11 protein-coding genes are annotated in these 12,730 nt (G+C 45.0%); 5 read left to right on the top strand and 6 right to left on the bottom strand.

Going from position 1 to position 12,730, the window contains the following annotated elements:
• Positions 1-176: 176 nt before the first annotated feature.
• From QUA34_RS03575 to QUA34_RS03550, 6 genes are all read right to left on the bottom strand, one after another.
• The gene (locus QUA34_RS03575) at positions 177-1,103 is read right to left on the bottom strand and encodes a cation diffusion facilitator family transporter (protein WP_333176562.1); all 927 of its coding nucleotides are present in this window, start codon (positions 1,101-1,103) and stop codon (positions 177-179) included.
• A gap of 50 nt (positions 1,104-1,153) precedes the next feature.
• Positions 1,154-1,648, bottom strand: a complete 495-nt coding sequence (locus tag QUA34_RS03570) for a hypothetical protein (RefSeq protein WP_333176559.1) — start codon at positions 1,646-1,648, stop codon at positions 1,154-1,156.
• Positions 1,649-1,749: 101 nt separating this feature from the next.
• Positions 1,750-2,226, bottom strand: a complete 477-nt coding sequence (locus tag QUA34_RS03565) for a DUF2808 domain-containing protein (protein WP_333176556.1) — start codon at positions 2,224-2,226, stop codon at positions 1,750-1,752.
• A gap of 55 nt (positions 2,227-2,281) precedes the next feature.
• Positions 2,282-5,407: an efflux RND transporter permease subunit gene (locus QUA34_RS03560; protein ID WP_333176553.1), complete on the bottom strand. Its 3,126-nt coding sequence runs from the start codon at positions 5,405-5,407 to the stop codon at positions 2,282-2,284.
• A gap of 65 nt (positions 5,408-5,472) precedes the next feature.
• Positions 5,473-7,422: an efflux RND transporter periplasmic adaptor subunit gene (locus QUA34_RS03555; protein WP_333260975.1), complete on the bottom strand. Its 1,950-nt coding sequence runs from the start codon at positions 7,420-7,422 to the stop codon at positions 5,473-5,475.
• 73 nt (positions 7,423-7,495) lie between these two features.
• Positions 7,496-8,212, bottom strand: coding sequence for a DUF305 domain-containing protein (locus tag QUA34_RS03550; RefSeq protein ID WP_333176548.1), 717 nt, complete (start codon positions 8,210-8,212; stop codon positions 7,496-7,498).
• A gap of 344 nt (positions 8,213-8,556) precedes the next feature.
• Here QUA34_RS03550 and QUA34_RS03545 point away from each other — a divergent pair, with 344 nt between their 5' ends.
• From QUA34_RS03545 to QUA34_RS03530, 5 genes are all read left to right on the top strand, one after another.
• Positions 8,557-8,679: a hypothetical protein gene (locus tag QUA34_RS03545; RefSeq protein ID WP_333176545.1), complete on the top strand. Its 123-nt coding sequence runs from the start codon at positions 8,557-8,559 to the stop codon at positions 8,677-8,679.
• 264 nt (positions 8,680-8,943) lie between these two features.
• Complete coding sequence (locus QUA34_RS03540; protein ID WP_333260972.1) at positions 8,944-9,288, top strand: metalloregulator ArsR/SmtB family transcription factor; 345 nt, start codon at positions 8,944-8,946, stop codon at positions 9,286-9,288.
• A gap of 46 nt (positions 9,289-9,334) precedes the next feature.
• Positions 9,335-9,925: a cation transporter gene (locus tag QUA34_RS03535; protein WP_333260969.1), complete on the top strand. Its 591-nt coding sequence runs from the start codon at positions 9,335-9,337 to the stop codon at positions 9,923-9,925.
• Between the two features lie 213 nt (positions 9,926-10,138).
• Positions 10,139-10,240 carry a transposase gene (locus QUA34_RS30115; protein ID WP_445242792.1) on the top strand — a complete coding sequence of 34 codons (102 nt, stop codon included), beginning with the start codon at positions 10,139-10,141 and terminating at the stop codon, positions 10,238-10,240.
• A 360-nt stretch (positions 10,241-10,600) separates the two neighbouring features.
• Positions 10,601-12,583 (top strand): heavy metal translocating P-type ATPase, encoded by a 1,983-nt coding sequence (locus QUA34_RS03530; RefSeq protein ID WP_333384118.1) that lies wholly within the window; start codon positions 10,601-10,603, stop codon positions 12,581-12,583.
• Positions 12,584-12,730 lie beyond the last annotated feature (147 nt).

Genomic DNA, 12,730 nt, shown 5'->3' with positions numbered 1-12,730 from the left:
TATCTAAATTGACATATTGAGATGAAATCAGGATGAAATTTTTGACCGTTCAAGCACATTTATCCAGAAATCAGATTTTCAAAAGAAAATATTCATTCCTGTGGTGGTAAGTTGCTACTGCCGAGGGTGCGATGGGATAGGATCAAGAATAGTGTGTATCAAGATATTTTTTATACTCACAACACAACATTTTCTTGAGCGAGAGGGCAAGGATAACTCGGATCGCCTGTTTCTACTTGGAGCGTAGTATGCTCAATACCAAAAAGGTCGTGCAGCTCTCGATTTATCTGCACTAAAAAAGCATCACCAGTATAAGCTGTAGGCATTACCAAGTGAGCTGTGAGGGCTGTCTCAGTTGTACTCATTGCCCAAATATGAAGGTCGTGAACACCAGTTACGCCAGGGAGTCCAGCTAAATAAGTGCGGACTGCAAGGGGTTCAATGCTTGCTGGTACGGCATCTGTTATTAAGTTGAGGGATTCTTGGAACAATTGCCAAGTCCCTAACACAATAACAACAACAATAATCAAGCTCATAATAGGGTCAAACCAAAGCCAGCCAGTTGCCACAATAGCGATGCCAGCCAGCACCGCACCCAAAGATACTGCTGCATCAGCAATCAGGTGGAGGAACGCGCCTCTGATGTTCAAGTCATTATGACGATCGGCCATAAACATTAAGGCACTTCCCGTATTAATAGCGCTGCCTACGGCTGCAACGCCAATAATTGTACCGCCTGATACTGAGCTGGGTTCTGAAAAGCGTTGAATAGCTTCCCAAGCGATCGCCCCTGAAGCTACCAGCAGAAAAATAGCGTTCAACAGAGCCGCCAAAATGGAAGAACGACGCAGCCCATAGGTGCGGCGTGCTGTAGGTCGCCGACGGGCCAGGATGGTTGCTCCCCAAGCCAGTAGCAGACCTAAAACATCACTCAAATTGTGACCTGCATCGGCAAGTAGGGCAAGGGAATTGGCAAGAATGCCATAAACTGGCTCAATGATGACAAACCCCGTGTTGAGTGCGATGCTGATGGCAAAGGCACGGTTGTAATTACCACCTCCGTGGTCGTGTCCGTGTCCTCCGTGACTGTGATTGTGAGACACGATCGCTACCCTTGAAGCTTGTTTCTCTTGCCCTACCCAACAGGGAAAATTTACTGATTAAAACTAAAGCGACCGTCTACTTTTTTCCCGCCAATATCCGAAGTAATTTTCACCTGATACTGACCCGCTGCCTTTCCAGGAAGCAAAGCCGTGTAGCTTTTTTCTTGAGCTCCATAGGTCATGGGAAGTGTCTTTTGACTACCATCAGGTAGCTGAATTTGAGCCGTTACTTTAGCATTAGAGATTTCTTCGTTATTGTCTTCTTTTAGAAGATGGAAATCTAAACGAGTTCCATTATCTTCTTTCTCAGAGACAAACTCTAAGTGATAGGGATCTGACTCGACAACTTGAGCGCCTTTGTGAGACGCGCCGGCATGGGTAGAGGGTTCTTTTTTTGCTGCTCCATCGGACGACGCGGACTCGGCAGGCTGTGCACCAGTAGAACTAGCATCGGAATTGGCGGCTTGGTTGCTGTTCCCACAAGCTCCCAAGAAAAACAGACCCACACTTCCTAGAACAATCAAGCCTGATTTGAATAAATTCATGTGCTTTACTCGTTGCATTCAATGATTAGTAATTCTAACAAATTTTACATCATCTTTATCTTGCATACTCCCCTAAGAATTAATGGCAATCTTTAGATTAATTAATCTGTGCGAAACTCAGCTACACCTATGGGAATCTCTGTATCACTACCAATGACTTTAGCTGAAAATCGGTACACAGAAGTAGAATCGAGAATGGGTTGTTTAACTTTGTTGAAATTAATATCAATCCTGCTGCCAGGAGCGACGGGTTCCACGAAGTCTAATATAATGTTTCTGCCATTGACAGAAACATTGATGCTAATTTTCCCACCCTTGTGTTCCAGCACCTCAATATCATTACTCACACCGACAGTGGGTGGAATGGCAATAATTATCTGGGTAACAGGGTTGCTGTTTTCAGGAAAGTGTAATACGAAAGTTTGTTTGACAAGCCGCCAGCGAGTAGGGGAAGAGTACACGTCTCCGTCTACATTGGAAAGCCTACTCTCATCTGTCTCGAAACTTGCATAGCTAGGAGCCATTAAAACTGTACTAACCAGAGTCAATGCAACCGCATTAATTAGTATTTTCTTCACATTATTTTTTTGGAACCTAAACGAATAAGAAAATCGGAGCAATATACCGCGAAAATCACTTTTCAAAAACAGCTTGAACTACCTTTCCGTTGTCAGAAACTGGCGGTGTTTGTTTAGGCACTAAGAATCTACCAAACTTGGCGTACAACGCGGGTAACACCAGAAGCGTTAATGCTGTAGAAGTAAACAATCCGCCTAAAACTACTACTGACAACGGTTGCAGGATTTCTTTTCCCGCGCCGCCTTCTAATGCTAAAGGTGCTAAACCTAAAGCTGAAGTTGAAGCGGTCATCAAAATAGCATTGAGCCGTTCCATCGATCCTTTAATAATTGCTTCCTTAAAAGGCATTCCCTCGGCAAATTTAGTGTTGTAGTTGTCTACTAAAAGCAAGCCGTTGCGGGTGGCAACGCCAAATAATGTAACAAAGCCAACCAGGGAAGCTACAGAGATGATGCCACCAGTTAAAGCTACCGCGATTACTCCTCCCACTAATCCGAGGGGTAAATTAATCATAATCATCGCAGTTGAAGGAATTGACTTGACGGACAAGTACATCAATACTGTAATTACAAGAAAAGAGATCGCACTAAATATCATAATATTTTGCGAAGCTCTTTGCTCGGCTTCAAATTGACCGCCGTACTGGATAAAATAGCCAAAAGGCAACTCCACCTCTTGTTTGACTTTAGCTTGAATTTCATTCACAACCGATCGCAAATCCCTACCTTTAGCATTAGCGGCCGCCACAATCAAGCGAGAAACATTCTCGCGGTTAATCGTATTGGGGCCAGTACCGTATTTGACAGTAGCAACTTGGGCGAGGGGAATTTTATTACCGCTTGGAGTATCAACCAACAAATTCTGAATAGTTTCTAAGTTATTTCGGGCTTCAGGCTGCAACCAAACAACTAAATCAAAAGTTTGCTGAACTTCTAAAACTTGAGAAACAACTTTGCCGTTTAAAGCTGTCTCAATTATTTCAGAAAGCTCTCCGATTTTCAAACCGTATCTACCCGCTGCTTGGCGGTTAAACTTAATTTGAATTTGTTGCACGGGCACCTGCGGTTCGAGTTGCAAATCCACAATTCCCTCAACTGTTTTCATTTGCTCTTCAACTTTTGCCCCGAGGCTGCGAAGCTGATCCAAATCCGGGCCAAAGATTTTGACAGCAATCTGACTTCTGACACCAGATAAAACCTCATCCATCCGGTGAGAAATAAAACCGCCGATATTTGGTGCAACTCCCGGCAATTTAGCAAATTCCTGCCGCAGCGCCTCCAAAGTTTTCGGTCTATTTTTCATGCCCTCCTCGCTCAAACCGATATCAATGTGAGCTAAATTGACTCCCGCAGCATCCGCATCTCCCGGAGCTCTGCCCGATCGCACTTGCACGTATTCAAACCTGCTATCATTCTTAAGTGCATCTTCAATAGCAAAAGCTGCGCTATCTGTTGTCTCCAAAGACACCCCCGGATAAAGCTGAATAGTATTCACCAAAGTTTGCTCCTGAAACTCAGGCAAAAACACCCGTCCAAACGAAGGCAAAATAATTAATGCAGCCACCATGCTAGCAGCAGCAAAAGCTAAAATAATCCACGAATAGCGCATTGACAATTCTACAAAAAAAAGATAGGTGCGCTTGCAAAATCTCGGCAGCCAAGGTTCCTCGGATCTCATGCGTTTAGTAGGCAACAAGATAGCGCAGAGGGCCGGAGATATTAACAGCGATTCCAGACTAGAAATCACCACAACTATCAGATAAGTAATCCCCATAGGCGTAAAAACTCGACCTTCTATACCGGGTAAAGTAAAAATTGGCGAAAACACCACAATCCCAATAACAGTCGCTCCAATTAACGAATCGCGCACCTCCTGACTGCCATCAAAAATCACATCCATTACCGGGCGAGGATGAAGAGAAGCCTTATTTTCTCTCAAATTGCGGTAGGTATTTTCCGCATAGACGATCGCATCGTCGATCGCAGTGCCGATCGCCACCGACAAACCCCCCAAAGTCATCGTATTTAATCCCAGCCCCAGCCAATACATCGCCAGCAGCGCCAACAGCCAAGTCAGAAAGAAATCCAGCAAAACCACCGCCAGAGTGCGCCAATTCATCAAAAACGGGATAAGAATAAGGGTGACGATGATGCTGCCTTCAACTAAAGCCGATCGCACATTCTCCACCGAAGAATTAATATATTCTTCCTGTCGGAAAGTCACAGTAACTTTAATATCTTTTGGTAGAGCTTCCTGTACCTCAGCCATTGCTGCCTCAACCGCTTTCGTTACCGCTGGAGTATCAGCAACGGGCTGTCTGTTTACCATCACAATCACAGCTTTTTTGCCGTTAAAGCTGCCGTCGCCCCGCTTGATAGCAGCACCAACCTTGACATCAGCGACATCACCAATTCTGACGACTGTTCCTTGCCGAGATGCGATCGCAGATTGCTGCAAATCTTCCACAGACTCAATCCGCCCCACCCCCCGGATTAAAGTTTCTCGATCCGGCGTAATTAAATACCCCCCTGGCGCGTTAACATTCGCAGCCGCTGTCGCTTCGGCAACTTGCTGCAACGACACATTAAAAGCTTTTAACTTGGCAGGTTCTACTAATACTTGATATTGCTTCTGATCGCCGCCATAAGCCACGACTTGGGCAACGCCAGTCACGCCTAAAAGGCGGTTTGTGACTTGCCAGTCAACCAGACGGCGCACTTCCATCAAAGGAGTAGTTTCCGAGGTAAAAGCATAGGTAATCACCAGACCGACAGGTGAAGTTGTCGGAGAGATTTGCGGTGTTTCTACCCCAGCCGGGAGTTTGCTTTGCGCTAGCTGCAACCTTTCTGTTATCAACTGGCGCGCTTGATAAATGTCAGTTTGCCAATCAAAAATTACCTTAACGGCAGAAAGGCCCACAGCAGAAGCCGATCGCACTGCTGTTACCCCAGGAGTTCCGTTAATCGCACTTTCGATCGGCAGTGTTACCAAAGACTCGATTTCTTCCGGCGCGAGCCCCGGTGCTTCCGTCTGAATTTCTACCTGTGGCGGTGCGAAAGGCGGGAAGACATCGAGCGACATTTGGGGGATGATAGAAAATGTCCAAAGACTAACAATAATGGTGGCGACAACGACTAGCCACCGGCGGTTTATTACCCATCTAAGAATAGTGCTGAACATTTTATTAGCTTTGAGTTAATAGATACATACTTCTGGCCATTAAATTGCTATATCCACGCAATTGTTTACTTCAAACTCTTGACTTCTTCCTCTTGAGTTTTAACGTGATGGTTGTCATTGTGTAACACCAGTTCAGTGTCTAACGCCGATGCAGAGGCGGAAAAACCATTATTTGCGGCATGGTTTCCTGAATCCGCTGCTAATGCTGGCAATTTGCGCCGATTTCCCAACAACACGCCTGCTGTGAAAGTTAGGGATGCGATCGCAATTCCTCCCCCTATTCCCGCCCACCATAAAGACACGGGTAAATTATTAAAATTAACCTCTGTTGCCTTTGGAGTTGCCTCTTTCTTTTCCTCGTCTTCTGAGTGTTTATCGCTGCCGCCCCGTAAAGATTGGGCGTAAAGTTGAGGTGCTCGCTGCGTTACTATCAAATCTCCCTCGAATAAACCGGTTTTAACTTCAACTAAATCTCCAGCAGTTTGACCGGGTTCAATTTCAACAGCTTGATAAGCATTGCCATTTTGGACGTAAACGGTTTTTTTCCCGCTAACCTCCACTATTGCTGCACTCGGAATTGCTAAAATATTTGTGGCAGTTTTGTCGGTTAAAATCTCCAACTCAGCAAACAGTCCTGGCTTTAATTCGCCGTTAATATTATCTATTTCTGCTTTCACCGGCACAACCCGCGTTTCTCCTTCGACGGATGACCCAATGAAGGCGATTTTTCCATTGAAAATGCGATCAGGTAAATTAGCGACTTTTACCCTGACTACCTGACCCTGTTTTACTTTATTTAGGTCTTTTTCGTAGATATTGGCGGTGGCAAAAACGCGGCTGTCATTTAAGAGACTCATCAACGGTTTTTCAGCGTTTACTGACTCTCCTGGAGTGATTTCGCGATCGGCTACCGTCCCCGAAATCGGAGCAACTACGGTAACGAGTCCTCGATCGTTGGCAACCGTTCCTAATTGTTGGAGCCGCGCTTGATAGGGTGCGTCAGCCAAACGAATGCGCGACTGAGCAACTTGGACGGCAGTTTTGCCGCGTTTGAGTTGGTTCTCGGCTTCTAGGACTTCCCGGCGGCTCTGAGCTCTGGTAAGTTGAGCTTTTGCTTCTGCAACCATGCCTTGAGATTCCCGCAATTCCCGCATTGGGAGGTCTACTTCGGCTTGTTTAATTTCGGTTTGGGCTTGGATAACTTCAGGACGGCTTTTTGCCTTAGCAACAGTGGCTTGTGCTTCGGCGAAGTGCGCTTGCGATTCCAGCATTGTGCGTCGTGCGATCGCTCCTGATGCCACTAATTCTTTGTCGCGCTCGAACTGTTCTTTTGCCACAGTCAGTTCAGTTTCTGCCCGCGCTATTTCGGCTTGCGCTATTTCAACTTGGCGCTGATAGTTTTCTTGAGCGGCTTGCACAACTGAACGCTTGTTTACTAATTCTTGTTCTTGCTGGTACTGCTTAGTTACCGCCGTCAATTGGGTTTTGGCTTGGGCGATTTCTGCTGCGGATATTTGAAGTTGGCGATCGTAATTTTCTCGTGCTAGTTTTAGATCTCCTTGTGCTTGCTGCAAATCTGCCTCAGCTTCAGCACGTTTCGAGAGAGATTCAACCCGCAATTGTCCTAATTCTGAACTCGATAAAACCGCAACCGGTTGACCTTTTGATACTTTGTCCCCAGGCTTAACTAGCAACTCTACTACTTTCCCAGCAACAGGAGCCGTCACTTCTACTTTTTCGTTGGGTAAAGTTTCAATTTGTCCTGTGGTTTTGATGCCAATATCTAGTCGCTGGCGAGCGGCAGGGGAGACTTTAATACCTAATCGTTTTGCTGTTTCAGCATCGACAGAAATAGCAGTAGGAGTTTCAGTTGCTTCGTCGCTATGCTTAAATTCATCTCCGTGGCCAGCGTGGGCAAAAGCGGGGGTGGACTCGATGAATAACAAAAGAGTCAGGAGTATTCCCGAAAAGTGAACAATCGGTGCTGAGGAGCGGACACGGGGGTAGTATTGCATGATTGAGTAGGGGAGAATCTGAACTCAAAGATCAGTTTTGCAGATAAAAATGAAATCCGGGTGAAATATGGTGTTACTGTTTGTACCAAGCTTGCCGCCACTCTTTCATTTGCTCGATTTCTTGCTTTTGCGAAGTCACAATCTCTTGGGACAATTTGTTTATTTCCGGCCGCTTCGACTTCTTCAAAGCATCTTGGGCCATCACTAAAGCTCCTTCGTGGTGGGGAATCATCGCATTGATAAATCGCAAGTCAAATTGGTCGTCAGCGGCCCCTAAATCCATGCTCATCATCATGCTTTGCATTTGTTCGGGAGTCATTGCCATCGTGTGACTCATTGGAGCGTGATAAGCCATTGGCGTACTGCTGGCTTTGGCATACCAAGCTTTTCGCCACTCTTTCATTTGATTGATTTCGCGGTTCTGAGCGGCAATCATCTCATTTGCTATTTTTTTCATTTCCGGGCGTTTGGATTTATTTAGTACCTCTTTTGCCATGTTTACTGCACCTTGATGGTGCAGTGTCATGCCATCAATAAATCGCAAATCGTACTCGGCATCAGCCGGGCCTAAATCCATTGACATATTGTGATCCATGCCATGATTCATGCCACCCATGCCACCTTGTGCCGCGTCTGGCTTGTTGTTCACTTCGGTTGCAGCCGTAACGTTTGGGGCTTGAGTTTGGCTTGTAGGAGCTTTTGAACAAGCTGCGAGCACTCCGCTGGTTAGGGCGGCTGTGGCGATCAATGTCAGCCCTGCAAAGCCGGTTTTTAATGAAATTGGTTTCATACATTTTATATGCTTAAAACGACTATTTATCTTCAGCTTTCCACATATAAATGAAATTAGGATGAAATTTTCGACTGGGAATTGTAAAAAATTATTGCTGTGCTGTCGATCGAACTCAAATTTAAGATTTACAGGACTCACAACCTAATTATGTAGGGTGCACAGTGCGCGCCTTACCCCTATGGGTAGGGTGTCAAACCACTTTTTCCATAATTCCTGATTAATTTCGCAATCCCCCTTGACACTCCAGTGGACTAGAGAAGTCCAAGCAGTTGACTCAGCCGCCGTTGTTTAAGCCGATCTCAAGACGAAGTTGGTGACAATTCAAACTGTGAAACCGGAAAATGAAGTTAGGAAAGCGATCGCATCTGTTGGCAGTTGAAGACAGAAGGCAGAATATTACCCATTCCCAATTTCAGAGTGCATATATGGATCATCTGACAGTCAAACTCCAAGGCATGAGTTGAGTCGGTCGCCCTTCTGCTGGTATCCAGCGCGTTTTTGCTGAAGTTGGACTAGACCCAAAAGCAGCTCAAATCTAAACACTGCAAGCACCAGGGAAAATTGTAGCGATACTGGGAGATGGGATTAACGATGCTCCGGCTTGGGCAATAGCGGATGTGGGAATGGCGACGCTGCTCAGGTGAGGGTATAAATAAGCTTTCAGGTGTTTACATATCATTATTTGCTGATATGATGATACAAAAGAGCTTTGTATTGGAACTAAGCATATGATTGTCTCTGCTCAATCCCAGTCCACTCGCTTGAAAGCAAAACTCTTTCGTGGGTTTTCCGATCCATCCCGATTGGCGATTTTGGACGTGCTGCGATCGCGTGCAATGACTGTGAGTGAAATTGTTGAAGCAACCGGGCTATCGCAATCTAACACCTCAAACCACTTGGGCTGTCTCCGTGATTGCGGTCTGGTAAACACCCTGCAGCAAGGACGGTACACAAGCTATCAACTCGCCGATGCACGAGTTGCTGAGATTTTGGAAATGGTTGAAGAGTTACTGGCTGATGTAGCAAAAGGAGTTTATGAATGTACCCGCTACAACTGCTCAAAGGACGAATAACAACAAGCTAATTAGGAGGCGCACGATGTCAGACTGTGGATGTCACATGGAAGCCAAGAACGCAGCCGAGCGTAAAACGCTGCGAATTCTGTTACTTATCAATGGCACAATGTTTGTCGTCGGAATTGTGGCAGGAGTTTTAGCGGATTCAACTGCCTTAGTTGCAGACTCATTAGATATGTTTGCAGATGCTTCGGTTTACACGATGTCGCTGTATGCAGTTGGCAAATCGGCGCATCACAAGAATCGTGCAGCGAGTCTAAGTGGTATTTTTCAGATCACGTTAGCTGTGATGGTTGTCGTCGATGTGATTCGACGGTTTGTTTGGGGAAGTTCACCCGAATCAGGATGGATGATGGTAATGGCTTTTTTGGCCCTGATTGCTAACAGTTATGGTTTGTACCTTCTCTCAAAGCATCGTAAGGGTGAGGTACATATGCGGGCAAGTTGGATATTTACGCAGAATGATGTAATTGCAAATTTTAGTGTGATCTTCGCAGGTTTCCTAGTCACTCTATTTAATTCTCGCTTTCCTGATTTAATTGTTGGATTTGGAATCGCAAGCCTAGTCGTTTGGGGTGGAATCAGTATTATTCGGGATGCACAACGCGACAGAATGAAGCAACAACGGCTGTAGTAATATCGCTTAACAGGTTTTGCAGCAACGATTTGAACGTTTCTCGCTTCGTTTTAGTTTTTTCATCGCCGAGACATAGAAACAGTACCGAAGATAGCTATGAGTAAAATGTACTCCAGCAACTTAACCCTGGAACAATGGGAGTTGATTGAACCTTTTATTTCACCTGTAACATCTAGGGATCGTCATCCTAAGGTTGAGGTGTGAAATGTCCTGAATGCGATATTTTACCTGTTAACCCAAGGCTGTACTTGGCGTGACTTATTTGGAAATTCCCCACCTTGGCAGAGCGTGCATCGCTACTTCTGCACCTAGCGTAAAGACGGAATTTTGCTGAGGCTAAATGACCGACTTAGAGCCTAGGTTAGAGTTAGCCACAACCGAGTGGTGAGTCGGTCTGAAGCCATCGTGGATAGTCAAAGCATCAAAAACGCAGCAATGGTAAACCAAGCAATGGGATGTGACGCAGGCAAGCAAATAATATGAGTCAATAATTTTTACTTAACCTGAGCAAAACGATAATAATTCTTACTCTCGATCGCAACTTGTGACCGCTAACTAGAACTAACTAGCAGCCCAACTTTTAACTCAATAATTTCCCAAATTTTGAGCTTTGGAGATATAGTATGAATATGTGTTCATAAGTTAATTATTTCTTTCAACCTAGGAGACATCATGAACAAGCCAAAAGCATCGGATTCCGGCTGCTGTAGTTGCAGTCACGACGATCGCCCCGATCTCAGTCATGAGAATCATAACCATGACCACAGCCACAACCGCGGTCAAGGAGACTTCAACCTGAAGCAAGAATTGATTCCTGTGATATCGGTTGTTGTCCTATTTGTTGGCGGTTTAATTTTTGAAGAAAAACTGCACAACACGCCCTATTCTGTAGGTGAATATCTGGTTTTCATCCCAGCCTATCTTTTAAGCGGATGGAATGTTTTAACCAGTGCGGGTCACAACATTCTACGAGGTCGATTTTTTGATGAAAACTTCTTAATGACTATAGCAACACTCGGGGCTGTAGCTATTCACAAACTCCCTGAAGCAGTCGGGGTGATGTTGTTTTTCAAAATCGGAGAACTTTTTCAAGAATTTGCCGTTGGGCGATCGCGTCAATCGATCAAATCGCTTTTAGAAATTCGCCCAGATTATGCCAACCTCAAGGACAACGGCGACATTAAAAAAGTTGCACCAGAAACAGTAGTCATCGGCGATATCATCCTTGTCAAACCGGGAGAAAAAATTCCCTTAGACGGTGAAATTATAGACGGCAATTCTCAGCTTGACACGTCTGCACTAACTGGAGAATCAGTACCTCGAACCGTGAAAGTTGGAGAAACAGTTTTAGCAGGAACAATTAACCAGACAGGAGTTCTCACCGTCAAAGTTACTAAACTCTTCGGTGAATCTTCAATCTCCCGAATTCTGGAATTAGTAGAAAATGCCAGAAGCAAAAAAGCTGAGACTGAGAAGATGATCAGCAAATTTGCCAGTTACTACACGCCCTTTGTAGTCTTTGCATCGCTAGCAGTGGCTTTAATTCCGCCTTTGTTCATTTCAGGAGCAACTAATGCAGACAGATTTTTGTGGGTTTACCGCGCCCTAGTCTTGTTAGTTATTTCCTGCCCTTGCGGATTGGTGATTAGCATTCCTCTGGGATACTTTGGGGGAATTGGCGGTGCAGCCAAGCGCGGGATTTTGGTTAAAGGCTCGACTTTTCTAGATACTCTGACAGCAGTCAAGACAGTTGTTTTGGATAAAACAGGAACTTTGACAAAAGGAGTTTTTAAAGTAGCACAAATTGTGCCTAAAAATGGTTTTTCCCAAACAGAGTTGATGGCAATAGCGGCTAAAGTAGAATCTCAATCCAATCACCCAGTCGCGAAATCTATTATGGAAGCTTACGGCGGAAAAATAGATTCATCGGATGTGAAAGATTACGAAGAAATAGCGGGGCACGGCATTCGGGCGAAAGTAAATAATCAAATTGTGCTTGCCGGAAATGACCGTTTGCTGCACCGAGAAAATATCCCTCACGATGTCTGCAATGCTGAAGGTACGATCGTACATTTAGGGGTAGACAACCGCTACGCTGGGTATATTTTGATTGCTGACGAGCTTAAGGAAGACGCTGTACAGGCTATTCGCGACCTCAAGAAACTGGGTGTTGAGCGAATCGTGATGCTCACAGGAGATAATCAAGCTGTAGCTGAGAGTGTTGCGAAAAAGCTCGGTTTAGATTCCTACTTAGCTGAGTTATTACCTGAAGGAAAAGTAGAGGCGATCGAAAAACTGATCTCCCAATCTAAAAAAGGCGATAAAATTATCTTCGTCGGGGATGGAATTAATGATGCACCCGTACTTGCTAGAGCTGATGTGGGCATAGCAATGGGAGGTTTGGGTTCGGATGCGGCGATCGAAACTGCCGATGTTGTAATTATGTCAGATGCACCCTCCAAGGTGGCTGAAGCCATCCAAATTGCCAGAAAAACTCACAATATTGTTTGGCAAAATATCATTTTTGCCCTGTCAATTAAAGCGATATTTATTGGTTTGGGTGTTTTTGGTTTAGCGACAATGTGGGAAGCAGTTTTTGCTGATGTTGGGGTGGCTTTAGCAGCTATTTTCAATGCGACTAGAGTTTTAAAGTAGTCGGCTGACAACTCCAGGAGGGCGGGCAATTCCGGGAGCGTGTCACTTTTGCGATGAGTATAAATACTGGTGAACCCACCATGACTTTTTTGCCGAGCATCAGTATAATAGGGAATAATTATCATCTCTTCTCACTTGATATATAAT

The sequence above is a fragment of the Microcoleus sp. POL10_C6 genome (assembly GCF_036701585.1).
Taxonomy (GTDB): Bacteria; Cyanobacteriota; Cyanobacteriia; order Cyanobacteriales; family Microcoleaceae; genus Microcoleus.
The sequence above is the reverse complement of the archived record's forward strand: the minus strand, read 5'-3'. Positions and strand labels throughout refer to the sequence as shown.